Raw genomic sequence first — 24,819 nt, forward strand, 5'->3', positions numbered from 1 at the left:
TGCCCCCAACTCCGCTGGGCATGCCGGGAAATGAGCCATGTTCGACCTGTCGGACATCGTTCGGAACCTCTTGACGTGCCCATGGGACGCGATTGACACTCTCGCAACACGACGTCACACAGCCGAAACGGCAGGGTGCCCTCGGTCGAGGCCCCGCCATGCCTCTCGGCCGGGGCCCCGCCATGCCTCAGCAGGGAAACCCCACATGACGTACTTCGCACGTCCGCGCGTCCGCGCGAGACGCCGGGCGGGCCGCCTCACCGGCCTGACCGCGGCGGCACTGTTCCTGGGCCTGGTCGCCCCCACGGTCCCCGCCCGGGCGGCGGACACCGTGGACGTCACCGACGGTCTGGCCCTCTGGTACAAGATGGACGGCGCCTCCGGCAGCACCGTCCCGGACGCCTCCGGCCACGGCCGCGACGGCACCGTGAACGGCACGGCCGACTGGTCGGACCCGGGGCAGGGGCTCGCCTTCAACGGCTCCGACACCTACGTCAAGGTGCCCGACGACGTCATGAAGGGCATGGCCTCGATCACCGTCTCCACGGACGTGCTGATCGACCCGGCGCAGAGCGCGCCGTACTTCGTCTACGGCTTCGGCAACTCCAGCGGCAGCAACGGCGACGGGTACCTGTTCGCCACCGGCAACTCCCTGCGCACGGCGATCGCGAGCGGCAACTGGTCGACCGAGCAGAACACCAGGCCCGGCGACTCGCACAACCTGGCCCGCGGGGTGTGGAAGCAGCTCACCTACACCCAGACCGGTACCACCGGCATCCTCTACGAGGACGGCGTCGAGGTCGGCCGCAACACCTCGGTCACCATCACGCCCGGCTCCATCGGCTCCGGCACCACCAAGGCCAACTACATAGGCAGGTCCCTCTACTCGGGCGACAAGCTCTTCAAGGGCCGGATCCGGGACTTCCGCGTCTACGACCGCGCCCTCGCCCCCGCCGAGGTCGACGAGCTGACCCGGCCGATCGCCGCCGAGGGCGTCGCCGCCGACAAGGCCGCGCTGACCCTCGGCGACACCGGCGCGGTCACGGCCGACCTCGTCCTGCCGAAGTCCGGCGCGGCGGGCGGGTCGACGATCACCTGGGCCAGCGACAACCCCGGCGTGGTCTCCGACGCGGGCAAGGTGACCCGCCCCGCCGCCGGAGAGCCCGACGGCCACGCCACGCTCACGGCGACCCTGAGGAAGGGTTCCGCGACCGACTCCAAGAGCTTCGACATCACGGTCCTGCCGGACTTCGACGACCGGACCGCCACCGACAAGGCCACCGAGAACCTCACCGTCCACAACGTCGACGACGTCCGCGGCAACCTCACCCTCCCGTCCACGGGTGACTACGGCACGGCCGTCTCCTGGTCCTCCGCCGACCAAGCGGTCATCGGGGACGACGGCGTGGTCCACCGCCCCGCGCACGGCGACGGCCCGAGAAGCGTCGAACTGACCGCCACCGTCAGCAAGGGCACGGCGAAGGCGACCCGCACGTTCACCGCGAAGGTCCGCGAACTCCCGGCGGCGGAAGCCCTCAAGGGCTACATGTTCAGCTACTTCACCGGAGAGGGCACCTCGGACGGCGAGCAGCTCTACGCCGCGCTCAGCAAGGGTGACGACCCGCTCAAATGGCGGGAGTTGAACGACGGCAAGCCGGTGCTGACCTCCACGCTCGGCGAGAAGGGCCTGCGCGACCCGTTCATCATCCGCTCCCCCGAGGGCGACAAGTTCTACCAGATCGCCACCGACCTCAGGATCTACGGCAACGGCGACTGGGACGCCTCCCAGCGCACCGGCAGCAAGTCCATCATGGTCTGGGAGTCCACCGACCTGGTGCACTGGACGAACCAGCGGCTGGTCAAGGTCTCCCCCGACAGCGCGGGCAACACCTGGGCGCCGGAGGCGTTCTACGACGCGAAGCTCGGCGAGTACGTGGTCTTCTGGGCGTCGAAGCTGTACGACAACGACGCGCACTCGGGCGACACGTACAACCGCATGATGTACGCGACCACCCGCGACTTCTACACCTTCAGCGAGCCCAGGGTCTGGGTCGACCGCGGCTACTCGGTCATCGACTCCACGATGATCCAGCACGACGGCACCTACTACCGGCTGTCGAAGGACGAGCGGAACAACACCTCCTCCACGCCCAACAGCAAGTTCATCTTCGAGGAGAAGAGCGACTCGATCCTCGGTTCGTGGACCGCGGTCGCGGAGGGCATCGGCAAGGGGGCGATGAGCGCTGCCGAGGGGCCGTTGGTCTTCAAGTCGAACACCGAGGACAAGTGGTACGCCTTCCTCGACGAGTTCGGCGGCCGCGGCTACCTCCCCTTCGAGACGACCGACCTCGACTCCGGCCAGTGGACCCCGGTGGCCGACTACGACCTGCCGGCCAGACCCCGCCACGGCACCGTCCTGCCGGTCACCCAGGCCGAGTACGACCGGCTGCTGCGGTCCTACCAGCCCGACCAGCTCGTGCAGAGCGTCGAGGGCATCGAGGTGAAGACCCGGATCGGTCAGGCACCGGTCCTGCCGGCCACGGTGATCGCCACCTACGCGGACGGCGTCAAGCGTCCCGTCGCCGTCACCTGGGAGGACGTCCCGGCGTCCGAGTACGCGCAGGCCGGCACCTTCACGGTCACCGGCAGCCTGCCGGACGGCGCCGCGATCCCGGTCCGGGCCGAGGTCACGGTGTCCGAGGAGGGCCCCGACGTCCCGGCCGACCTGCTGCTGCACTACGGCTTCGACGAGACGTCCGGAAACATCGCGGCCGACTCCAGCGGTCACGGCTACCACGGCACCTACGTCGGTACGCCCGCCTTCGGCACCGGCGTCGAGGACGGCTCCTTCACGATGTCGGGAGACGCGACGGGGTCGCCGTACGTGAAGATCCCGAACGGCGTGCTGAAGGACGCCGGCAGCGTGACCGTGTCGACGTACGCCAAGTGGAAGGGCGGCAGCAGCTTCCAGTGGCTGTTCGGGCTCGGTCCCGACAGCGACAGGTACCTGTTCGCCACGCCCTCCAACGGCGGAAACAGCCTCTACTCGGCGATCACCAAGGCGAGTTGGTCGGCGGAGTCGAAGCTGACGGCCGGGTCGCAGCTCACCCCGGGCCAGTGGCGGCACGTCACCGTCACCCTCGACGGGGCGACCGGTGCGCTGGTCCTCTACGTCGACGGTGTCGAGGCGGCCCGGACGACGACCACCATCAAGCCGTCCGAGCTGTACGACGCGCACAAGGACTACAGCGGCTACATCGGCAAGTCCCTGTACGCGGGCGACCCGTCCTTCGGCGGTGAGGTCGACGACTTCCGCATCTACGACCGTGCCCTGACCGCCGCCGAGGTCATGGAGCTCAGCGGCAACACCGCGGGCATCGCGAAGGCCACGCACCCGGCGCTCAAGGTCGACGCCATCGTGGACAACGCCGACAGCAAGGTCACGCTGCCGATGAAGGAGGGCACCGATCTCACCGCGCTGGCACCGGAGTTCACCCTCGCACACGGAGCGGCCATCAGCCCCGCCTCCGGCAGCGTGCAGGACTTCAGCAAGCCGGTGACCTACGAGGTGACGGGGTCCGACGGCAGGAAGCGCACCTGGACGGTCTCGGCGGTCGTCATGAAGAGCCCGGTGCTGCCCGGTCTCAACGCCGACCCGAACATCGTGCGGTTCGGCGACACCTTCTACCTCTACCCGACCACCGACGGCTTCGAGGGCTGGAGCGGCACGCAGTTCAAGGCCTACTCCTCCACCGACCTGGTCCACTGGAAGGACCACGGCGTCATCCTCGACCTCGGCCCGGATGTCTCCTGGGCGGACAGCAGGGCCTGGGCTCCGACGATCGCCGAGAAGGACGGGAAGTACTACTTCTACTTCTGCGCCGACGCCAACATCGGTGTCGCCGTCTCCGACTCGCCGACCGGTCCGTTCAAGGACGCCCTGGGTCAACCGCTGCTGAAGGCGGGCCAGTTCAGCGGCCAGATGATCGACCCGGCCGTGTTCACGGACGACGACGGGCAGTCGTACCTCTACTGGGGCAACGGGCACGCCTACGTGGCGCCGCTGAACGCCGACATGACGTCCCTCGACCTCACGAAGACGAAGGACATCACGCCCAGCGGCTACAACGAGGGCACGTTCGTCATCAAGCGGGGCGGCACCTACTACTTCATGTGGTCGGAGAACGACACCCGCGACGAGAACTACCGGGTCGCCTACGCCACCGGCCCCTCCCCCACCGGCCCTTGGACCAAGCGGGGCGTGATCCTGGAGAAGGACCTCTCGCTCGGTATCAAGGGACCCGGCCACCACTCGGTCGTCCAGGTGCCGAACACGGACGACTGGTACATCGCCTACCACCGGTTCGCGATCCCCGGCGGTGACGGCACGCATCGGGAAACGACCGTCGACAAGCTGGAGTTCGACGCGGACGGCCTGATCAAGAAGGTCGTGCCCACGCTGACGAGCATCGACCCGGTGAGCGTCGTGCACGCCGGTGCGGACGGCAGCGGGAAGGAGGGCGAGGCGATCGCGCTGCACGGCACCCTCTCCGGGGCGGGCAGCCCGAAGTGGACCGTCGAGGCGGGTGCGCCCTGCACCTTCTCCGACCCCAGTTCCGCGCGGACGAGCGTCACTTGCACCGACGACGGCACCTTCACGGTCACGCTGACCGGTGGTCGCAGCCACGACACGGCCACCGTGAAGGTCGCCAACGCGGCACCCGTCATCGCCTCCGCGGCGGGTCCGCAACCGGTGCCGGTCGGCAAGCGCGCGGTCGTCACGGCCGGGTTCACCGACGCGGGTGCGAGCGACACCCACACCTGCACCGTCGACTGGAAGGACGGCGGCACACCGCAGCCCGGCACGGTCACCGCGACCGGCTGCAGGGCCGAGCACCTGTACACCCGGGCGGGCATCCGCCGCCCGGTGGTCACGGTCACCGACGACGACGGCGCCTCGGACAGCAGGACGCTCCCGGAGCTGATCGTGTACGACCGCTCCGCCGGTCCGGCGCTCGGTGCCGGTGTCGTCGGCTCCCCGGCCGGCGCCTACCCGGCCGGACCGGACCTGACGGGCAAGGCCGCCTTCTCCTTCGCGGCGGCCTACCTGCCGGGCCCCGTGACACCGGTGGGCGAGGTGTCCTTCGGCTTCGGCCCGGCCAAACTGAAGTTCCGCTCGACGGGCTCCGACTGGCTGGTCGTCACCGGCTCCCAGGCCGTCTACCAGGGCTCCGGCACGGTCAACGGCAGGAGCGGGTACGGCTTCCGGGTCACCGCCACCGACGCCCCGGACACCTTCCGCCTCCGCATCTGGAGGAAGGCGGGTGGTGAGGTCGTCTACGACAACCTGACCGGCGCGAAGGTCAGCGGCCTCGTCGCCGTCGGCAGCGGCCGGCGGTAGTCCCCCTCCACGGAGCCCCGTCGACAGCGCGCCCTGTCGACGGGGCTCCGCTTGTGCAGGGGTTCAGCGACCTGACCCATTAACCTCTGCGCAACCTCTTTCGCCCAGCACAGCGTCGTGGCATGCTCACCGCTCAACGCACTCATGAACATCGTTCACATCCATGAAAACGCATGGGAAGGGCGATCCACATGAACGAGTTCAATGTCATGGGCATGACCAGGCGGTCCCTGCTGGGCAGCGCCGCCGCCGTGGCCCTGACCGCCGGGACCGCGTCCGCAGCCCCACCGACGCCCCTGTGGCGGGAGTACAGCCGCACCCCTTACACCCACCCGCAGATCCCCTACGTCGGACGAGCCGGCTGCCACGCCGGGGCGGAGCGCTTCCCCCGCAGGCGAGTCGTCGCCGACGTCCGCGACTTCGGCGCCGTGGCGGACGGTTCCACCGACTCCGCTCCCGCGATCAACCGTGCCATCGCCGCCGCCGGAAGGGCCGGCGGTGGCACGGTCACCATCCCGCCGGGCACGTTCCGCATCGACGACGTCATCCGCGTGGACCGCTCGAACGTGATCCTGAAGGGCGCGGGCAGCGGCCGTACGACGTTGTACGCGACGAAGAACCTCACCGAGCTCATCGGCACCTACGGCTCGCGCTACGGCGGGGACAAGTCGTCCTGGTCATGGGCCGGAGGCCTGATCTGGCTGGCACCCAGGGCCCGTTGGGAGTCCCTCGTCACGGCGATCCGGGCCAGGGCGTGGCCCTTCGAGGGCTGGACGGGCAACCGGCGCGACGAGTGGCGGACGCTCACGACCATCGCTCCGGCCCGCCAGGGCGCCTGGAGGGTGCGGGTCGCCGACGCCTCCGCGCTGCGTCCGGGCGCCCTGGTCCTGCTGCGGCTCGCGGACGACGGCGACCACACCCTCCTGGAGCACATGTGCGGCGGCGGGCCGGGGCCCGAGGCCTACTTCTGGGACGACAAGACGAAGCTGACGTCGTACGTCCCCTACGAGTGGCCCGTCCGCATCGCCCGCGTGCACGGCCGCGAGGTCACCCTCGAACGCCCTCTGCCGCTCGACCTGCGTCCGGAGTGGCAGCCGCAACTGACCACGCACGTACCTGAGTTGACCGGGGCGGGGGTCGAGGGGCTGACCCTGGAGGCGGTCGAGACCCCGCAGCAGCCGCATCTGCTGGACAAGGGGCACAACGGTGTCGTGCTCCAGTGCGCGTACGACTGCTGGGTGGACGACGTGACGGTCCGTCATGTCGACAACGGCTTCGGTCTGGTGGCCGCCTCCGCGTGCACCCTGCGCCGCACGCGCGTGGCCGGCCGCGGCTCCCATCACCCCTACTTCTGCCGTGAGGGTTCGCACGACAACCTCGTCGAGGACTTCACGATCGAGGAGCGCACCAGCCCGGCGCCCGCGGGCACCCAGCTGCACGGCATCAACGTCGAGGGGCTGTCGTCGTACAACGTCTGGTCGCGCGGGGACATGCGGATGGGCACCTTCGACAGCCATCGCGGCCTGCCCTTCGCCAATGTGCGCACCGACATCACCCTGAACAACAACGGCCGCCACGGCGGGGACGCCAGCGCGGGGCCCCTGTTCGGCGCCCGGTTCACCCACTGGAACGTCCGGGTCACCAACGGCCGGGCGGAGCTGGTGAAGATCGACGGTCTGGCGCCGTACTCGGCGACGGTCGGCATCGACGAGGTCAGGGAGTTCGACCAGATCGACGTGCCCGACTTCGCGGGCGATCTGCACACGCGCCTCGAGCTGTACGGCAGCCCGGGGGCGGTGCGGCCGCGGAACCTGTACGAGGCCCAGCGCGGACTCAAGGGGGTGGTCCGGTGAGCGCGCGCTCCCGGTGGTTCGTGCTCCTGACCGTCCTTGCCGCCTTCACGTCCGGCCTGACGACTCCCGTCGCGGCACAGCCCACGGTCCCGGACACCGCGGTCCTTGACGGCGCCCGTCTCCAGCACACCAAGAAGCGCCTGGGTGATCCTCAACTGCGCGCGGCGGTTCGGGCGTTGACCACGCGCGCCGACAAGTGGCTGGGCCAGGGCCCCTGGACGGTCGTCGACAAGCCCCGGCCCGCCCCCGGCGGCGATGTCCACGACTACCTCAGCCAGGCCCCGTACTGGTGGCCGTCGCAGTCGCCGAGCTCCGACAACCCGTGGGGCTGCCCCTATGTGCAGCGCGACGGCGAGCGCAATCCCGAGGTCGACTCCGGCACCGACCGCCAGGACGTCGAGAAGACCTTCGACTCCGCCTACGACCTGTCCCTCGCCTGGTACTACACCGGCAGGAAGCAGTACGCCGAGAAGGCCGGGCAGGTGCTGCGCACCTGGTTCCTCGATCCGGCCACGCGGATGAACCCCCACCTGGAGCACGCCCAGTTCATCCCCTGCAAGTACGACGGCCGCGCCATCGGCATCATCGACTTCTCGCAGTCCTACACCAGCGTGATCGACGCCATCGCCCTCCTGAACACCGGTGCGCCGGGGTGGAGCCGGAAGGACCGCACCGGCATGGCGCGGTGGAACAGCGACTTCCTCGGCTGGCTCAAGGACAGCGACTTCGGCAGACAGGAGGGCGCCGCCGCCAACAACCACGGCACCTTCTACGACCTGCTGCTCGCCGGCCTCGCCTACGCGACCGGCGACAGGGCGCTGGCCCGCCGGACGGTCCTGGACGCCCGGAGCAGACGTATCGCACCGCAGATCGCCGCGGACGGCAGCCAGCCCCAGGAGCTGACCCGCACCCGGAGCTGGCACTACTCGACCTTCGACCTGGTCGCCTACACCCGGCTCGCGGCCATCGGCCGACACGTCGGCGTCGACCTGTGGGCCTACCAGGGCCCGGAAGGGCAGAGCCTGTTCGGGGCGGTGGACTATCTGCTGCCCGCGGCGACCGGGGACGCCCCCTGGCCGCATCCGGAGCTGGAGTTCCTCCGGTACGCGGCCACCGACGTGGTGCACGCGGCCGCCGACGCGGGTGACGCACGGGCCCGCAGAGCTGTTCCGCGACTGGAGGCACCGCCCGGCGGCGACCTGTGGGCCCTGCGCCCGGCGGCGGAGCAGCTGGACTCCATCGCGGGGTGAGCAGCGCCGGGACCGGGTGAGCGATCCCGGCGCCGAGTGCCGTCAGGACGTCGACAGGTCGATGGCCCGGTCGACGTCCTGCGGCCGCAGCACCCGCAGGATGCCTTCGAGCAGATAGTAGTCGGCGTACGGCAGCGAGATCTCGATCCCGTCCTCGTTCGGCCGGTTGCGGGTGCAGCGGGCGACGACCGCCTCCGCGCGGGCCGAGTTCCGCGTCAGACACGTCTCCGCCAGCGCCGTGAGCAGGCGCAGCGCCACGTCCCGGTAGGAGCCGCGCCCGGTGGCCGCGGACAGGTCGAGCAGACCGCAGGCCATGATCGCGCCGGCCGACGCGTCCTTGATGTCGTACGGCTGCTGCGGCGCCCGGTAGTCCCACACCGGGACGTGGTCCGCGCCGAGCGCCCCGATCGCGAAGTCGGCGAGTCTGCGGGCGGTGGTCAGGAACTCGCGGTTCCCGGTGCGCCGGTACATGGTGGTGAAGCCGTAGACGCCCCAGGCCTGGCCGCGCGACCAGCACGAGGTGGGGCTGTAGCCCTGGACGGTGTTCGGACCGAGCGGTGCCCCGGTGTCCGGGTCGAAGTCGTAGACGTGCGGGGTCGAGCCGTCCGGGCGCGGGAAGACCCGCTGGGCGGTCCTGGCGTGCTCCGTGGCGATGTCCAGGTATCTGCTGTCGCCGGTCTCCCGGCTCGCGAAGGCCAGGAGGTCGAGGTTCATCATCGTGTCGATGATGACCCGGCCCGCGTTCTTCGGATCGGTGAGCGCGCCCCAGGCCCTGATGAAGCGGCCGCGCGGGTTGTAGCGCCGGGTGAGGGAGTCGGCCGCCTGCAGGGCACCCGCCCGCCAGGTCTCGTCGCCGGTCAGCCGCCAGGCGGTGACCCAGGACGGGTAGAAGAGGAAGCCCAGGTCGTGGGTGCCGGTGTCGTACTGACGCGGGGCCAGCTTCGCCGCGGAGGCCAGGGCCCAGGTGCGGAAGTCGTCGTCGTTGCTGTGCAGCCACGCCATCCACAGGGTGCCGGGCCAGAAGCCGCCGACCCAGTCGCCGTTCTGCGAGTAGGTCCACTTCTCGAACTTGGTGCCGACGGGGAAGGCGGTCACGGTCGGCGCGACCTCGCGGAGCTTCTGGACGGCGTAGTCGGCGGCCGCGCGGAGCGTCCGCGGGTTGGGTGCGGCGACAGCCGGTGTCGAGGAGGCTCCGGCCACCGCGGCGCCGGTCGCCGTGGCCAGAACGGTACGGCGGGAAACAGTCATGCTCACGCCTCCAACTCGGTCGGGGGGCACGGGAGTTGGTCGAGCGTGACACAGCGCGGGCACGGCTGTACACCCACGTGAGTGATGTTCAAGAACGTGAACGCGATCGGGCGTTCACGTGTCACGGTCACCCGCTTCGCGGCCGGCCCGCGCGGTCAGTCGCTCTTGCGTCCGACCCCCGCGTACACCCAGAACTCCGACGGGTTCTCCGGGACGTCCTCGGCCGCGTCCGGGCGCCACAGGGGGACATGGACCAGGCCCGGTTCGACCAGGTCGAAACCGGTGAAGAAGTCCCGGATCTCGTCGTGGGAGCGGACCGTGACCGGTGAGGTGGCGCGGGAGCGGTACAGCTGGGTGACGGCCGCGGCCGTGTCCGGGCGGTCCTGGTCGGTCGCGTGGGACAGGGCCAGCCAGCTGCCCGCCGGCAGGGCGTCCCGGAAGGCGGCGACGATACCCGCCGGGTCCTCCTCCCGCGTGACGAAGTGCAGGATCGCGACCATGAGCACGGCGACCGGCTGATCGAAGTCGATCAGCTTGCGCACCTGCGGCGAGGACAGGACGTCCGCGGGCCGCCGGATGTCGGCGTCGACGATGTCGGCGTGCGGATTGTCGGCGAGCAGGGTGGTGCTGTGGGCGACGGCCACCGGGTCCTTGTCGACGTAGACCACCCTGGCCCCCGGGCTCGCCGCCTGCGCCACCTCGTGGACGTTGCCCTGCGTGGGGATCCCCGAGCCGAGGTCGATGAACTGCCGCACCCCGGCTCCGGCCAGGTGACGCACCGCCCGGCCGAGGAAGGCGCGGTTGGCCCGGGCGAGCATCCGCACCTGGGGGTCGATGGCGGTGACGGCCGCCACCGCCTCCCGGTCGATGGCGAAGTTGTGCTCCCCGCCCAGCATCGCGTCGTACATCCGGGCTACGCTCGCCTTGTCCGGATCGGCCCCTGGCGGCAGAGCATCCAAGTCGGTCACCAGAACGTCCTTTCCCACCAGGGTACTTGACGCCTCATCATATAGTTGCCGTGGTAAGCCTGGCGATCAGCGGTCCCCCGCCCGGCGCCCGGACCCCCACCCGGAAAGGCCCCACGACCCTGCGGAACGAACCGCACCGACATTCCGACGACACCCCCACCGCCGTGCCCCCGCCCCGGCGGTCGCCCTTCTCGCCCGCGGCCGACGTCATCGGATCGGAACTCGACCTGGGGCTGACCGGCAGCCATGTCGTGCACGCGCTGACGCCCGGCTTCTGCGACGCGGCGTCCCTGTACCTGCTGGAGCGCTGGCGCCGCGAGGAGACCACGTACGCGGGCGCGGACCCCGCCCAGGTCGAGGCACGCCGGCTGGCCCTGCGGGTGGGCACCGACGCCCCCGAGTCCTGGGAACGCACCCTGCCGGTCGGCGAGGTGCTCGTCTTCCCCCGCGCGACCCCGTACGCCCGCGCCCTGGTCGACGGACACGCGCAGTTGCTCGACTCGGTCGACGAGCACACGGCCGAACGGCTCGCGTTGTCCGCCGGTCAGGACACGCGGATCGGCGAGCTCCTCAAGACGCGCTCGTTCCTGGTGGTGCCGCTGCGGCTGCGGGGCGGGGCGATCGGCTTCGTCGCCTGCTCACGCGGGCCGGGGAGGGGGCCGTTCCTGACCGCGGAGATCGCGGCCGTGGAGTCGCTGGCCGCGCGGGCGGCGGTCGCCCTGGACAACGCGCGCCGCTACGAGCACGAGCGCCGTACCGCCCTCGCCATCCGCAACAGCCTGCTGCCGGGCACCATCCAGGAGGTCGAGGGCTGCCGCATCGCCCACGGGTCCCTGCCCGCGGGACAGGGCTCGATCATCGGCGGGGACTGGTTCGACGTGCTCAGACGCCCCGGCGACCGGGTCAGCCTGATCGTCGGGGACGCGATGGGCCACGGCCCCGAATCGGCCGTCGCGATGATCCAACTGCGCACCGCGGTACGCACTTTGGCGGGCCTCGACATTCCCCCCGCCGATCTCGTACGACGGCTCGACGCGCTCGCCAGTGAGACGCCGGGCGCCTCCTTCGCGACCTGCATCTACGCCGAGTGGGACGCGCGGAACCGCACCTGCACCCTGGTCGGCGCCGGGCATCCTCCCCCGCTGCTGCGCGGCCCGGACGGCCGGACCGCCCCGGTCGCCCTGGTCGGCGCGGGCCTGCCGCTGGGGCTCGGCGCGGGCAGCTACGAGCCGACCGTGCTGAACATCGAGGACCCGGCCCTGCTCGTGCTCTACAGCGACGGCCTGGTCGAGTCCCGGGACGCCGACATAGACCAGGAGATCGCCCGCCTCGCCGGGGCACTCGACGCGGCGGCCGTCGGCCAGGACCCGCTTCCCGCCCTGTGCCGACGGCTGCTCCATGCCGCCTCCGACCCGGCGGGGGCGGACGACCGCACCCTGCTGCTCGCCGAACTCACCCCGATCACGGGTTAGTTCAAGCCGCTGCTCACGCCGATCACGGGGCGGTTCAGGCCGTCAGATTCGCCCATACGGCGTTGCCGCCGGTGAGTCTGGAGCGGTCCACCCCCCAGGTGTCCGCGAGCTCCTCCACCAGGAACAGTCCGCGTCCGCCCTCGTCGTCGAGCCCGGCCCGGCACCGGCGCAGTCGGGGCCCCGAGTGGTCGTGGTCGTGCACCTCCAGCCGGAGGATCCCCTCGGTGACCATCCCGATGCCGCACAGGATGCGGACGCTGAGCGTGTGGCACACGGCGTTGGTGGCCAGTTCCGACAGCAGCAGGACCGCGTCGGAGCGCAGTTCACCGGGCAGACTCCAGGACTTGAGCCGGGTGCCGACGGAGCGGCGGGCGACCCCGACGCTGGAGCGGTGCGCGGGGAGTTCGATCCAGTGGGTTCGTTCCTGGTCCACGGCGTCTAACAGCTGGGGGGACGAAGTCGTGTGGGGGGACACGGTGTTGGCCTTCCGTGGGGGCGGCGGCGCGGCCGGGCGAGACGCATCGGGGGTCGGAGACGGATGCCAACCCGCCGAAGGGTAGGGGCGGTTGGCGTCGCGTGCGCGCGTTCGGCGGCACGGGTCACAGAAGTAATCATGCTCGCACCCAAGTTCAACCTGCAACCAGCTCCCTGATAATTTCAGAAAGCCGGTATCGATCTGGTCGCGTCATCAAGTCGCTGTCAGACTCGTGCCGGTGACAGCCCCTCAGGAGGTCAGGACGTGAGCGAAGGCCGTACGGGCACGGGTGGCACCAGTGCCCCCACCGTTCTGCGCATGATCCTGGGCCGGCGTCTCCAGGAGCGGCGGCAGGACGCGGGCAGGTCGCTGGACGACGCCGCCAAGGCGCTCAGGGTGACCTCGCTCACCATCCGCCGTCTGGAGAAGGCGGAGGTCGCGCTCAAGCCGCTGTACGTGGAGAAGCTGCTGGAGACCTACGGGGCCGAGCGGCAGGAGATCGACGAGTTCGTCGTGCTCGCCGAGCGGGCCAACGAGCCCGGCTGGTGGCACACCTACCGGGACGTGCTCCCGAACTGGTTCAGCGCCTACGTCAGTCTGGAGGCCGGGGCGAGGACCCTGCGCACCTACGAGCCGCACTACGTGACAGGGCTGTTGCAGACCCACGCGTACGCGCGCGGAGTGCTGCGCGGCGGCTTCCCGAACGAGGCCGACGACGACCTGGGCCGGCGCGTGGACCTGCGGTTGCGCCGCCAGAGCCTGCTGGAGAGACCCGACGCGCCCACGCTGTGGGTGGTGATGGAAGAGGCCGTACTGCACCGGGTGGTCGGCGGCCCCGAGGTCATGCGGGAGCAGATCGAACGGCTCCTGGAGGTCGCGGAGCTGGAGCACGTCAGCGTCGACGTGGTGCCGTTCACCGCCGGCGCCCACGTGGGCGCGTGTGCCCCGTTCACGTACTTCCGCTTCGAGGAACCGGAGCTGCCGGACATCGTCTACACCGAGGTCCTCTCCGGCGCGATGTACCTGGACCAGCGCGCGGACGTGGCGGCGCACCTGGAGGCGCACAACCGCATGTCCCTGCTGACCTCGGACGCGGACAGCAGGGCGCTCCTGAACCGCATGCGCAAGGAGTACTCATGACCAGCACCGACTGTCACGTCTACAACGGGATGCCGGCCACCGAACTCGGTGAGCAGGGCTGGGAGTCGCCGTGGAGCGGTCCCAACGGCGGCCAGTGCGTGCAGACCAAGCTCCTGGCCGACGGCCGGGTGGCGCTGCGGCAGTCGACCGATCCGGCCGGACCCGCGCTGATCTACACCCCGCAGGAGATCGCCGCGTTCGTCGCGGGCGTCAAGCGGGGCCTCGCCGACCATCTGACAGCCGGCTGACCCCGGCCCCCTGGTCGACCGTCCGACGGCCGACCGACCCACGACCCGAGCCGGACCTGCCCCGGCAGCGACCTGCCCGACACCCCCACGCACACCACCTGAAAGGGACAGGATGAACGACTCGCACGCCGCACGGGAGATCGACACCAGCCGGCCGCACTCCGCCCGGATGTACGACTACTACCTCGGCGGCAAGGACCACTTCGACGTCGACACGAAGGCGGCCGAGACCGTCGCGGCCACCTACCCCGGCATCTTCACGTGCGCCCGCGAGATCCGCTCCTTCATGCACCGCGCCACCCGTGTCCTCGCCCGGGAGTACGGCGTGCGCCAGTGGCTGGACATCGGCACCGGCATCCCCACCGAGCCGAACCTGCACCAGGTCGCGCAGTCCGTGGCACCCGAGGCGCGGGTCGTCTACGCCGACAACGACCCGCTGGTCCTCAAGTACGCCGAGCGCCTGATGCGCAACACGCCCGAGGGCCGCACGGCGTACGTCCAGGGCGACTTCACCGACCCCGAGGCCATCCTCAACTCCCCCGAGCTGGCCAAGACCCTGGACCTGAACCGTCCGGTCGCCCTGTCCCTCAACGCCATCCTGCACTTCGTGCCGGACGACTGGGACCCGTACGGCACCGTCTCCCGCCTCCTGGACGCCCTGCCCTCGGGCAGCGCGCTGGCCGTCAGCCACTGCACGGGCGACTTCGCCCCGGAGCTGTGGGAGAAGCTCGTCGGCATCTACGCGGCCGCGGGCACCCGGGCCCAAGTGCGCAGCAAGCAGGAGGTGGCCCGCTTCTTCACGGGCCTCGACCTGCTCGACCCGGGCATCTCCCTCACCCACCGCTGGCGCCCGGACGACCCGCAGGGCACGGCCGCGGAGCCGACGGACGCCGAGGTCAGCGCGTGGGCCGGGGTGGGCATCAAGCCGTGACACGATCCACCGTATGAGCATCGAAGATCGGGACCGGCCCGTCGCCCTGGTCACCGGGTCCACGTCCGGCATCGGGGAGGCCGTCGTACGGCGCCTCGCGGCGGACGGGACGCGGGTCGTCGTGCACTCGCGGCGCAGCGTCGAGGCCGGTCGGGCGCTGGCCGCGGAGCTCGGCGGGACCTACGTCCAGGCGGACCTGGGGGTGGAGGAGGAGGCCCGCGGGCTGGTCGAGACGGTACTCGGCCGGCTCGGGCGGCTGGACGTGCTGGTGAACAACGCGGGCATCAGCCGGCCGATCCCGCACGCGGATCTCGCGGCGGCGACCCCGGCGGACTGGCGGCAGCTGCTGGAGGTCAACCTCATCGCGCCCTGGGTGCTGTGCACGGCGGCCCTTCCGGCGCTACGGCGGTCCCCCGGCGGTGGCTGCGTCGTCAACGTCACCAGCCACGCCGGCGTACGGCCCAGGGGGTCCTCGGTGCCGTACGCGGCGAGCAAGGCGGCGCTGAACCACGTGACCCGGCTGCTCGCGGCCGCGCTCGGGCCCGAGGTCCGGGTGAACGCGGTGGCCCCCGGCCTGGTGGACACGCCGATGACGAAGGACTGGGCCGAGGCGCACGAGCTGTGGCGCGACCGCGCCCCGATGCACCGCCCGGCCCAGCCTGCCGACGTGGCCGACCTGGTGGCGTCGGTGATCGGCAGCGGCTATCTGACCGGCGAGGTCATCGTCCTCGACGGCGGCCTGAACCTGACCTGAGAACCGCGGCGGCCCGCACGCCCCTGTCGGTCCTACGGCGCGCCGTCGGGGCCGGTGCGGGCCAGGCCCGTCCGGTAGGCGATGACGACGAGTTGCGCCCGGTCGCGGGCGCCCAGCTTCGTCATGGCGCGCTGCACATGGGCGCGGACGGTGAAGGGGCTGAGGAACATCCGCTCGGCGATCTCCTGGTTGGACAGGCCGGTCGCGACCAGGGCCACCATCTCGCGTTCGCGCGGGGTGAGTGCGTCGAGCCGCTCGGGGTCCTGGGAGGGCGCCTCCTCCGGTGTGGCAAGGAAGCGGGCGACCAGGGAGCGGGTCGCGGCGGGCGACAGAAGGGTGTCGCCGTCGGCGATCGTCCGCACGGCGTGCAGCAGGTCCTCGGCCCCGATGCCCTTGCCGATGAAGCCCCCGGCTCCCGCGCGCAGCGCCTGGGCGACGTACTCGTCGGTCTCGTAGGTGGTGAGGATCAGGATGCGGCTGGCCCGCAGTTCCGGGTCCGCGCAGATCTCCGCCGTGGCGGTGAGGCCGTCCACCTCGGGCATCCGGATGTCCATGACCACCACGTCGGGGCGCAGTTCCCGGGTGAGCCGCACGGCCTCCCTGCCGTCGGCCGCCTCACCGACCACGGTGATGTCGTCGGCGGAGTCCAGCAGCAGCCGGAAGGCGCCGCGGAGCAGGGCCTGGTCGTCGGCGAGCAGCACGCGCAGTGTCACAGCGGGTCCTTGGCGGGTGGGAGGGGAAGCTCGGTGGAGACGAGGAAGCCGCCCTCGGGGCGCCTGCCCGCGGAGAGCCGGCCGCCGACGGCGAGGGCACGTTCCCGCATGCCGATCAGACCGTAGCCGGGCGGGCGGTCGGCGGCCGTGGCTCCGCGCGACGCGGTGGGCGCCGTGGACGCGGTGGCGGACTTGCCGGCAGTTCCTCCGTCGTCCGCGACGGTGACCGTCAAGCGGTCGCGGTTCCAGACGAGTCGCACATGGGCACTGCCGGTGCCGGCGTGCTTGGTCACGTTGGTCAGGGCCTCCTGGACGATGCGGTAGGCGGTCAGGTCCACTCCCGGTGGCAGCGGCCGGGCCGTGCCCTCCTCGTGCACCGACACCTCCAGACCCGCGCGGTGGAAGGACTCCAGGAGCGTGGGGAGCCGGGCCAGCCCGGGTGCCGGTTCGGCGGGCGCGGCCGCGTCCCCGGACTGCCGTAGGAGACCGACCGTGGCCCGCAGGTCGTCGAGCGCGTCGGCGGTGGTCTCCACGAGCTCCTTGAGGCTCTTGCGGGTCTGCTCCGGGCGGCTGTCGAAGAGGTGGGCGGCGACCGTGGCCTGCGCGTTGGCCAGGGTGATCTGATGGGCCACCAGGTCGTGCAGTTCCCGGGCGATGCGCACGCGCTCCTCGCCCACCCTCCGGCGCGCCTCGCTGTCCCTGCCCTCCTCCGCCCGCCGGGCCCGCTCCTCCACGGCCGCGAGGTAGGCCCGCCGGTTCTGCGCCGAGTGGCCCAGCACGCCGGCCACCACCGGGAACGCCGCGACCAGTCCCACCCTGCTCGCGTCCTGCCACGACAGGGCCCCGAGCAACGGGGTGGAGGCGACCAGCAGCGCCGCGGAGATGAGCAGCACCGCGCTCGCCGCCCGCCGTTCGGTGCGCGCTGTGAGCGCGTAGGAGTAGGCGGCGATCACCGTGGGCGCCACGAGGAGCGGGCTCAACAGGAGGCCCAGGGGCGGCCCCAGGACCGCTCCCACCGTCGTGACCGCCATGACGGCGAGGGGCGCCCGGTGCCGCAGCGGCAGCACGGCACAGGTCACCAGGGCGAGGAGGTAGGCGGCGGCAGGCGGCGCCGAGAGCCTGCTGCCGTCGTCCTGGACCATGCCGCCGAGGAGCCACAGCGCGAACGCCGCCGCCGTGATCGCTCCCTCCCGCCACCACGTGTCGCGTGGTCGCGGGGCGCCGCTCCTCGTCCCCGTCATGGCCGGCTCAGTCCCGGCCGACCGGCAGCTGTCGTACCGGAGTGCCCAACTCGGTTGCGGGGCCCGGGACATGACCGGTCAGTGCCTCACCCTCGATGTCCACGTTCGGCAGCACACGGTCGAGGATACGGGGCAGCCACCAGACCCGGCGGCCGAGCAGTGCCAGGACCGCGGGGGCGATCGCCATCCGGACCACGAAGGCGTCGAAGGCGACGGCGGCGGCCAGGCCGACGCCCATGGTCTGGATGGTCGGGTTGCTCATGCCGATGAATCCGGCGAACACGCTCGTCATGATGATCGCCGCGGCGGCCACCACGCGTCCGCTGTGCCGGAAGCCGCTGACGATCGCCTCGCCGGGGGACGCGCCGTGGACGTGGGCCTCGCGCATCCGGCTGACCAGGAAGACCTCGTAGTCCATGGCGAGCCCGAAGACGATGCCGATGATGAGGATCGGCATGAGCGACATGACCGGTCCGGTCTGTTCGATGCCGATCAGGTCAGCCGCCCAGCCCCACTGGAAGACGGCGACGAGGACACCGAAGGCGGCTCCCACGGACAGCAGGAAGCCGAGCGCGGCCTTGACCGGGACCAGGATCGAGCGGAAGACCACCGTCAGCAGGAGCACCGCCAGGCCGATGACCACGGTCAGATAGGGCACGAGGGCGTCGGACATGGCTTCGGAGATGTCGATGTTCATCGCGGTGGTGCCGGTCACCAGGACCTCGGCACCGGTGTCGGCCTCGACGCCGGAGACGGTGTCGCGGAGCGTATGCACCAGGTCCTTGGTCTCACCGCTGTTCGGCGCGGTCCGCGGGACGGCGGTGAGCACGGCGGTGTCCTTGGTACGGCTGAGCACCGGCTCACCGACCGACGCGATCCCGTCGACCGTTCGTACCGTCCTGACCACCAGGTCGGTGGTGGACCGGGTGTCCGGGGCCGCCGACATGTCGACGACCACGGTCAGCGGACCGTTGAAGCCGGGGCCGAACCCTTCGGACAGCAGGTCGTAGGCGCGGCGCTGGGTGGTCTCCACCGACTTGGACTCGTCGCCGGGCAGCCCGAGTTCGAGGCTCAGCGCGGGAAGCGCGACGGCGCCGAGACCGAGTCCGGTGATCATGAGCACGGTGACCGGGCGGCGCAGCACGAACCGCGCCCAGCGGGTGCCGAGACCGGGCCGGCCCGCTGCGGCTGCCTGGCCGGTGCCTCCCGGGCGGGTCCTGCGGACGGCGCGGGACAGCACCCGTCGGCCGAAGAAGCCGAACAGGGCGGGCACCAGGGTCAGTGCGACGAGGACGGCGAGGGCCACGGCGCCCGCTCCCCCGAGGCCCATCCTGGTGAGTTCGGGGATTCCGACGACCCCGAGTCCGACCAGCGCGATGAAGACGGTCGCGCCGGCGAAGACGACGGCGGATCCGGCCGTGCCCACCGCGCGGCCCGCGGCCTCCTCCGGGTCGCTGCCCCGGGCGCGCTCGTCACGGAACCGGGAGGTGATGAAGAGCGCGTAGTCGATGCCGACCGCGAGGCCCAGCATCAGCGTCAGGATGGCGACGGTGGACGTGAGCCCCAGCGGTGCGGCCAGGGCGGAGACCAGGCCGAAGGCGACGGCCACGCCCACGAAGGCGGTGAGCAGCGACAGTCCGGCCGCGACCAGCGATCCGAGGGCGAGGACCAGGACGACGGCCGCCACCACCACGCCGACGAGTTCCGTCGTGCCGCCCATCGCCTCTTCCGCGTCCAGGGCCGAGCCGCCGATCTCCACCGTCAGTCCGGCGTCCCGGGCCCGGCTCGCGGCGTTCTCCAGCGCGGTCTTCGTCTGCGCGGTCAGGTCGACGGCGTCCGCGGTGTAGGTGATCGTGGAGTAGGCGATGGTGCCGTCCTCGCTGACGGCGCCGGTCTCATAGGGGTCGGTGGTCGACGCGACCTGCTGGCCGTTGTCGAGGGAGCCGAGCGCGCCGTCGACGGCCGCCTTGTTCCGCTGGGCCGTCACCCGCTGCCCGTCCGGTGCCTGGAACACCAGACGGGCCTCGGCGCCCTGCGCGTTGTCCTGCGGGAAGCGCTGATCGAGCAGGTCGAACGCCTTCTGCGACTCGGTGCCGGGCATGGAGAGGTCCTCGTCCTCCGCGGCCGGCGCCAGGGCCGCGGCCGCGATCGCAAGGACCACGGCTCCCAGCCACAGACCGCCCACGAGCCGGCGCCGCCGGAAGGCCCACCGTCCGATCCGGTAAAGAAAAGCAGCCACCTGTTGATCACTCCAGACACCGGTAGCAAGGGGGAACGTGCGGAATTCGCACGCCTCCAACCCTTCCTCCCGGCATCCGCCCGGACATCGTCCTGCGTCGCCGTCTTCCCCTGGTGCGCCCGGACCACCCGCTCACGCGACCTGGTGCCGACGCACTACATGCGCGCCCGCCGCCCTCGCCGGGTCCGCCCCCGGGCCTGCGTCAGCCCGTCACGTCCGTCAGCATCCGCCACCCCGGCGCGTAGTTCCCGTGCAGCACCAGTGACGCCGCCCCGACCGCGCCCACCGTCTCGCCGATCACGCTCTGCTCGACAGTCACCGAGCGGATCGTACGGGCGACGGAGGTGCGGTTGACGGCGGCCTCGACCTCCTCGCGGATGATCGGTTCGATGCCGCGCAGGGCCTCGCCGCCGAGGACGACGCGGCTGACGTCGAGGAGGCTGGCGGCGCCGCGCGCGGCCTCGCCGATACGGCGCGCGGCGCGTCGTACGACATCGCAGGCGTCGGTGTCGCCCGCGCGGGCGGCTCGGCGCAGGGCCTTCCAGTCGTGGTGCACGGAGTCGGGCGTGCCGGTGAGGCCGATGCGGTCGCCGGCGGCCCGGCCGTGCAGGCGGAGCAGGTCGTCGATGATCGCGGCCGGGCTGACGTACGGGCCGAGGCAGTCCAGCGCGCCGCAGTGGCAGACGCGGTCGCCGGGTTCCACCGCCATGTGGCCGAACTCGCCCGCGTTGCCCGAATCGCCGTGCAGGACGGTGTTGTTGAGGACGATCCCGGCGCCGACGCCGGTGCCGAGGTAGAGGAACAGGAAGCTGCCCGCCCGGTCGGCGCCGCCGATCCAGCGCTCGCCGATCGCGGCGGCCGTGGCGTCGTTGTCGAGGGCGACGGGCAGCCCGGTGGCCTCGGCGAACATGTCGGCGAGGGGGACGCGGCCCCAGCCGGGGAAGTTCGGTGGGGAGACCACCGCCCCCGTGGTGCCGTCGAGCGGGCCGGGCGCGGCGATGCCGAGGCCCAGCAGGCGGGTGCGGTCCACGGCGCTGCGGTCGAGGAGTCGTCCGGTGGTGCGGGCGACGCGGTCCACGACGTCGGCCGGGTCGCCGGGGTCGGTGAGCCTGAGGCGGCGGCTGCCGATCACCTCGCCGGCCAGGTCGACCACCACGATGACGGCGGCGTCGGGGTCGAGGTGGACGCCGACCGCGCAGGCGCCCTCGGCCCGGATGGTCAGCAGGGTGCGGCGCTTGCCGCCGCTGGAGGGGGCCTGGCCGGACTCCGCGACCAGTCCGGCGTCGAGGAGCTTGCGGACGACGTTGGAGACGGTCTGGTTGGTCAGCCCGGTGAGGGCGGCCAGCTCGACCCTGCTCACCTGGCCCGTGGTGCGGATGGCGTCCAGGACGACGGCCTGGTTGTAGCCACCGACCCGTGGCAGGTTCGTCCCGCTGAGCATGGTCATCCGATCCCCTCACCTCCGCCGTCTGCGGCGCCCCAGGGCGAAAGTTTACATACTCGAAGCATTGACTTCATCCATCAAATGGATTTAGCTGACGCCCACAAAATCCGGCCATCCAGGCCAGTCAGCGCAAGGTGGCGCCGAGCGTGGAGCGCTGTCGGGCTGGCCTCCCGGCCCCAGAAAACTCGCGGCTTTCCCTCAGGTTTCGCGTTCCGGAGGAACCACTGTGCGCTCGAGAATCGTCACCGCCGCGGCCTTCAGCGCCGCCACCGCCCTGGCCGTCACCGGCTGCGGTTCGGGCTCGTCAGGGAGCTCGGCCAAGTCCGTCAAGGTCGTCTACTGGCAGAACCTGGACAGCGCCAACAAGCTCCAGGCAAACTTCCTCGCCTCGATGGTGAAGGAGTTCACCAAGGCCAACCCGGGCACCAAGGTGACCCTCGTCCCGGTGGTCGCCTCCGAGAACGACTACTACACCAAGCTCCAGCTGATGATGCGCTCCCCCGCGACCGCGCCCGACCTGGTCTACGAGGACACCGCCCTGATCAACTCGGACATCGCGGGCGGTTACCTCAAGCCGCTGGACGCCTACACCGCGAAGTGGGCGGACTGGTCGCAATACGCCAAGGCGGCCAAGGGCGCGGTGACCGGCGCCTCGGACGGAAAGACCTACGCGGTCCCGGACGACACCGACACACGCGGGATCTGGTACAACAAGCAGCTCCTCCAGAAGGCCGGGATCGCCGTGCCCTGGCAGCCGAAGACCTGGGCCGACGTGATCGCCGCCGCCAAGAAGATCAAGGCGAAGCTGCCCGGCGTCACCCCGCTGAACCTCTACACCGGTCAGGCCGGCGGCGAGGCGTCCTCCATGCAGGGCTTCGAGATGCTCCTGTACGGCACCCCGGCCGGCGACAAGTCGCTCTACGACGCCTCGCAGAAGAAGTGGGTGGTGGGCAGCCCGGGCTTCAAGGACTCGCTGGACTTCGTGCACACCGTGTACAGCGAGGGTCTCGGCCCGTCGAAGGAGCAGGCGCTGGGCGCCAACTTCGGGACCACCGTGGGCACCGAGCTCATCCCCGAGGGCAAGCTGGCGATCGACATAGACGGCTCCTGGATGCCCAACAACTGGAGTTCGGCCGCGGCCAAGCCGTGGAAGGAGTGGCAGTCGGTGATGGGCACCGCCGCCATGCCGACGCAGAACGGTCAGGCACCGGGCCGTACCAGCATGTCGGGCGGCTGGGCCTGGTCGATCCCGGCGAAGGCCAAGAACCCCGACCTGGCCTGGAAGTTCCTGTCGACCACGCTCCAGACGAAGACCAACGCGGCGAAGTGGAACGTGACCAACGCGAACATCGCGGTGCGCACGGACGTCGCCTCCGACCCGGCGTACCTGGACTCGGTGCCGACCAACAAGTTCTTCACCGAGCTGGTCGCCGACACCCACTACCGGCCCGGCCTGCCCGAGTACAACCAGGTCTCGACCGCGATCCAGAAGGCGATGGAGTCCGTGACGACCGGTCAGGCCTCCGTCGACAAGGCCGCCTCGACGTTCGATAACGATGTCAAAGCGGCGGTGGGCGACGACAAGACCGTGGAGGGCACTTCGTGACCGCCCTCGCCCCGGCGCCCCGCGGGACCGGCGGTGACCGCCGGTCCCGCGGGGCGCCCGCCCTGTCTCCCGCCCCCGCCGTCCGCTCCCTGCTGCGGGGTCTGCCGACCGTCCCGGCCGTGGTCCTGCTGGTGGTGTTCCTGGCCGGGCCCATCGCGTACTGCGTGTACTACGCGTTCACCGACATGCAGCTCACCGGGGCCTCCGGCACGCGCTTCGTGGGCTTCGACAACTTCACCCGGGCGCTGAAGGACACCGACTTCCTCAACGCGATGTGGCTCACGCTCGTGTTCGTGGTCGGCTCAGCGGTGGTCGGCCAGAACACCCTCGGGCTGGCACTGGCGGTCCTGATGCAGAAGGCGACCAGGCCGGTCAGGGCCCTGGTCAACGGGGTGGTGATCGCCGCGTGGGTGCTGCCCGAGGTGGTCGCCGGCTATCTGATGTACGCCTTCTTCTACAACCAGGGCTCGCTCAACTCGCTGCTGGACGCGCTGCACCTGCCGGACCAGAACTGGCTGTACACGATGCCGATCCTCGCGGTGTGCCTGGCCAACGTGTGGCGCGGCACGGCGTTCTCGCTGATGGTCTTCACCGCGGCGATCAACGACGTGCCCCAGGAGCTGGTGGAGGCCGCCGAGATGGACGGGGCGGGGCCCTGGCAGCGGCTGTGGCGGGTCGTCCTGCCGGTCATCAGGCCGTCGATCCTGACGAACCTGATGCTGATCACGCTCCAGACGCTGTCCGTCTTCGGGCTGATCTACACCATGACGCGCGGCGGCCCGGGCAACAAGAGCGAGACGCTGCCGATCTTCATGTACCAACAGGCCTTCCAGAACAGCCTGATCGGCTACGGCACCGCCATCGCGCTCGTCCTGCTGGTGGTCGGCGCCCTGTTCTCCGTCGTGTACATCCGGCTGCTGAAACTGGAGGACGACTGATGGCCGCCGTCGCCACCCCGCCCGCGAGGACCGTGGACAAAGTTTCCGTCGCGCCGAGTTCCCCACGGGGGCGCCGCGTCCGCCCCGGGCGCCTCACCGTCAACCTCGTCCTGCTCGCCGTGTCCGTGCTGTACGTCCTGCCGTTGCTGTGGATGCTGCTCGCCTCGGTGAGCCGCACCAACTCCTTCCGGCTGAAGTGGCCTTCGGCGCTCACCCTCGACAACTTCGACGCGGTCCTCGACGTCGACACCACCTACCGGCCGATGCTCAACAGCCTGCTGCTGTGCGGCTTCGGCACGGCGGTGACCGTGGTGGCGTCGGTGCTGTGCGCCTACCCGCTGTCCCGCTACCGGTCGCGGGTGCGGCGGCCGTTCCTCTACACGATCCTGTTCTCCACGGGCCTGCCGATCACGGCCGTGATGATCCCCGTCTACAGCATGTTCGTGCAGCTGAACCTGATCGACTCGATGCCGGGCACGACCCTGTTCCTGGCCGCGTCCGCGCTGCCGTTCGGGATCTGGCTGATGAAGAACTTCATGGACGGTGTCCCGATCGTCCTGGAGGAGGCCGCCCGCATCGACGGCGCCAACACCCTGCAGGTGCTGTGGCGGGTGGTGCTGCCGCTGATGCGGCCCGGCGTCATGGTGGTCACCATCTTCACGTTCATCGGCATGTGGGGGAACTTCTTCGTCCCCTTCATCCTGCTGCTGTCGCCGGAGAAACTCCCCGCCTCCGTCAGCGTGTTCACCTTCCTCAGCGCCCACGACCAGACGCAGTACGGGCAGTTGTCGGCGTTCTCCCTCCTCTACTCGATGCCCGTCGTCCTGCTCTATCTGCTGCTGGCCCGCAGGCTCGGCGGCGGCTTCGCGCTCGGCGGCGCGCTCAAGGGCTGACTCCC

18 protein-coding genes are annotated in these 24,819 nt (G+C 71.0%); 11 read left to right on the forward strand and 7 right to left on the reverse strand.

The annotated features are described in order from the left end of the window. Positions 1-205: 205 nt before the first annotated feature. From AC2XR2_RS01700 to AC2XR2_RS01710, 3 genes are all read left to right on the forward strand, one after another. On the forward strand, positions 206-5,401 hold the full coding sequence (locus AC2XR2_RS01700) for a family 43 glycosylhydrolase (RefSeq protein ID WP_491514023.1): 5,196 nt from the start codon (positions 206-208) through the stop codon (positions 5,399-5,401). Positions 5,402-5,610: 209 nt separating this feature from the next. Next, positions 5,611-7,254 carry a glycosyl hydrolase family 28-related protein gene (locus tag AC2XR2_RS01705; protein WP_491518386.1) on the forward strand — a complete coding sequence of 548 codons (1,644 nt, stop codon included), beginning with the start codon at positions 5,611-5,613 and terminating at the stop codon, positions 7,252-7,254. Next, positions 7,251-8,504, forward strand: a complete 1,254-nt coding sequence (locus AC2XR2_RS01710; protein ID WP_491514024.1) for an alginate lyase family protein — start codon at positions 7,251-7,253, stop codon at positions 8,502-8,504. Before AC2XR2_RS01705 ends, AC2XR2_RS01710 begins: the two co-directional genes overlap by 4 nt. A gap of 42 nt (positions 8,505-8,546) precedes the next feature. On the opposite strand, the gene AC2XR2_RS01715 is transcribed toward AC2XR2_RS01710, so the two are convergent. Next, positions 8,547-9,752, reverse strand: coding sequence for a glycoside hydrolase family 88 protein (locus tag AC2XR2_RS01715; protein ID WP_491514025.1), 1,206 nt, complete (start codon positions 9,750-9,752; stop codon positions 8,547-8,549). 155 nt (positions 9,753-9,907) lie between these two features. Continuing rightward, complete coding sequence (locus tag AC2XR2_RS01720; protein ID WP_381303452.1) at positions 9,908-10,720, reverse strand: SAM-dependent methyltransferase; 813 nt, start codon at positions 10,718-10,720, stop codon at positions 9,908-9,910. Between the two features lie 164 nt (positions 10,721-10,884). Between AC2XR2_RS01720 and AC2XR2_RS01725 the strand changes: the two genes are divergently transcribed. Beyond that, on the forward strand, positions 10,885-12,192 hold the full coding sequence (locus tag AC2XR2_RS01725) for a PP2C family protein-serine/threonine phosphatase (protein ID WP_491514026.1): 1,308 nt from the start codon (positions 10,885-10,887) through the stop codon (positions 12,190-12,192). Between the two features lie 34 nt (positions 12,193-12,226). On the opposite strand, the gene AC2XR2_RS01730 is transcribed toward AC2XR2_RS01725, so the two are convergent. Further along, on the reverse strand, positions 12,227-12,625 hold the full coding sequence (locus AC2XR2_RS01730) for an ATP-binding protein (protein WP_123758563.1): 399 nt from the start codon (positions 12,623-12,625) through the stop codon (positions 12,227-12,229). 306 nt (positions 12,626-12,931) lie between these two features. Between AC2XR2_RS01730 and AC2XR2_RS01735 the strand changes: the two genes are divergently transcribed. The 4 genes from AC2XR2_RS01735 (at position 12,932) to AC2XR2_RS01750 (ending at position 15,740) form a co-directional block, all read left to right on the forward strand. Beyond that, positions 12,932-13,807: a Sco1979 family transcriptional regulator gene (locus AC2XR2_RS01735; protein WP_381303456.1), complete on the forward strand. Its 876-nt coding sequence runs from the start codon at positions 12,932-12,934 to the stop codon at positions 13,805-13,807. Next, a complete protein-coding gene (locus tag AC2XR2_RS01740) occupies positions 13,804-14,055 on the forward strand; it encodes a DUF397 domain-containing protein (protein WP_037708986.1) in 252 nt (83 codons plus the stop codon). Before AC2XR2_RS01735 ends, AC2XR2_RS01740 begins: the two co-directional genes overlap by 4 nt. A gap of 112 nt (positions 14,056-14,167) precedes the next feature. Continuing rightward, complete coding sequence (locus AC2XR2_RS01745; RefSeq protein WP_381303458.1) at positions 14,168-14,986, forward strand: SAM-dependent methyltransferase; 819 nt, start codon at positions 14,168-14,170, stop codon at positions 14,984-14,986. 13 nt (positions 14,987-14,999) lie between these two features. Continuing rightward, on the forward strand, positions 15,000-15,740 hold the full coding sequence (locus AC2XR2_RS01750; protein ID WP_491514027.1) for an SDR family NAD(P)-dependent oxidoreductase: 741 nt from the start codon (positions 15,000-15,002) through the stop codon (positions 15,738-15,740). 32 nt (positions 15,741-15,772) lie between these two features. On the opposite strand, the gene AC2XR2_RS01755 is transcribed toward AC2XR2_RS01750, so the two are convergent. The 4 genes from AC2XR2_RS01755 to AC2XR2_RS01770 form a co-directional block, all read right to left on the reverse strand. Next, positions 15,773-16,453: a response regulator transcription factor gene (locus AC2XR2_RS01755; protein WP_381303462.1), complete on the reverse strand. Its 681-nt coding sequence runs from the start codon at positions 16,451-16,453 to the stop codon at positions 15,773-15,775. Continuing rightward, entirely contained in the window at positions 16,450-17,694 is a 1,245-nt protein-coding gene (locus AC2XR2_RS01760) for a sensor histidine kinase (RefSeq protein ID WP_491514028.1), read from the reverse strand. Before AC2XR2_RS01760 ends, AC2XR2_RS01755 begins: the two co-directional genes overlap by 4 nt. 7 nt (positions 17,695-17,701) lie before the next feature. Then, positions 17,702-19,933: an MMPL family transporter gene (locus tag AC2XR2_RS01765; protein WP_491514029.1), complete on the reverse strand. Its 2,232-nt coding sequence runs from the start codon at positions 19,931-19,933 to the stop codon at positions 17,702-17,704. 202 nt (positions 19,934-20,135) lie between these two features. Then, on the reverse strand, positions 20,136-21,380 hold the full coding sequence (locus tag AC2XR2_RS01770) for an ROK family transcriptional regulator (RefSeq protein ID WP_330269162.1): 1,245 nt from the start codon (positions 21,378-21,380) through the stop codon (positions 20,136-20,138). A 223-nt stretch (positions 21,381-21,603) separates the two neighbouring features. Between AC2XR2_RS01770 and AC2XR2_RS01775 the strand changes: the two genes are divergently transcribed. Genes AC2XR2_RS01775 through AC2XR2_RS01785 form a run of 3 tightly spaced genes read left to right on the forward strand, consistent with a single transcriptional unit; the run spans position 21,604 to position 24,814 of the window. After that, the gene (locus AC2XR2_RS01775; protein ID WP_381303468.1) at positions 21,604-22,983 is read left to right on the forward strand and encodes an extracellular solute-binding protein; all 1,380 of its coding nucleotides are present in this window, start codon (positions 21,604-21,606) and stop codon (positions 22,981-22,983) included. Next, positions 22,980-23,921 carry a carbohydrate ABC transporter permease gene (locus AC2XR2_RS01780; protein WP_449352251.1) on the forward strand — a complete coding sequence of 314 codons (942 nt, stop codon included), beginning with the start codon at positions 22,980-22,982 and terminating at the stop codon, positions 23,919-23,921. The genes AC2XR2_RS01775 and AC2XR2_RS01780 overlap by 4 nt, the downstream gene beginning before the upstream one ends. Further along, the gene (locus AC2XR2_RS01785; RefSeq protein ID WP_381308025.1) at positions 23,921-24,814 is read left to right on the forward strand and encodes a carbohydrate ABC transporter permease; all 894 of its coding nucleotides are present in this window, start codon (positions 23,921-23,923) and stop codon (positions 24,812-24,814) included. Before AC2XR2_RS01780 ends, AC2XR2_RS01785 begins: the two co-directional genes overlap by 1 nt. Positions 24,815-24,819: the final 5 nt, after the last annotated feature.

The sequence above is a fragment of the Streptomyces sp. LS-MS-L19 genome, assembly GCF_058382285.1.

Coding starts and splice junctions, on each gene's coding strand:
- AC2XR2_RS01700 (WP_491514023.1), top strand. CDS start 206: ATGACGTACTTCGCACGTCCGCGCGTCCGCGCGAGACGCCGGGCGGGC.
- AC2XR2_RS01705 (WP_491518386.1), top strand. CDS start 5,611: ATGGGCATGACCAGGCGGTCCCTGCTGGGCAGCGCCGCCGCCGTGGCC.
- AC2XR2_RS01715 (WP_491514025.1), bottom strand. CDS start 9,752: ATGACTGTTTCCCGCCGTACCGTTCTGGCCACGGCGACCGGCGCCGCG.
- AC2XR2_RS01740 (WP_037708986.1), top strand. CDS start 13,804: ATGACCAGCACCGACTGTCACGTCTACAACGGGATGCCGGCCACCGAA.
- AC2XR2_RS01745 (WP_381303458.1), top strand. CDS start 14,168: ATGAACGACTCGCACGCCGCACGGGAGATCGACACCAGCCGGCCGCAC.
- AC2XR2_RS01750 (WP_491514027.1), top strand. CDS start 15,000: ATGAGCATCGAAGATCGGGACCGGCCCGTCGCCCTGGTCACCGGGTCC.
- AC2XR2_RS01760 (WP_491514028.1), bottom strand. CDS start 17,694: ATGACGGGGACGAGGAGCGGCGCCCCGCGACCACGCGACACGTGGTGG.
- AC2XR2_RS01770 (WP_330269162.1), bottom strand. CDS start 21,380: ATGACCATGCTCAGCGGGACGAACCTGCCACGGGTCGGTGGCTACAAC.
- AC2XR2_RS01785 (WP_381308025.1), top strand. CDS start 23,921: ATGGCCGCCGTCGCCACCCCGCCCGCGAGGACCGTGGACAAAGTTTCC.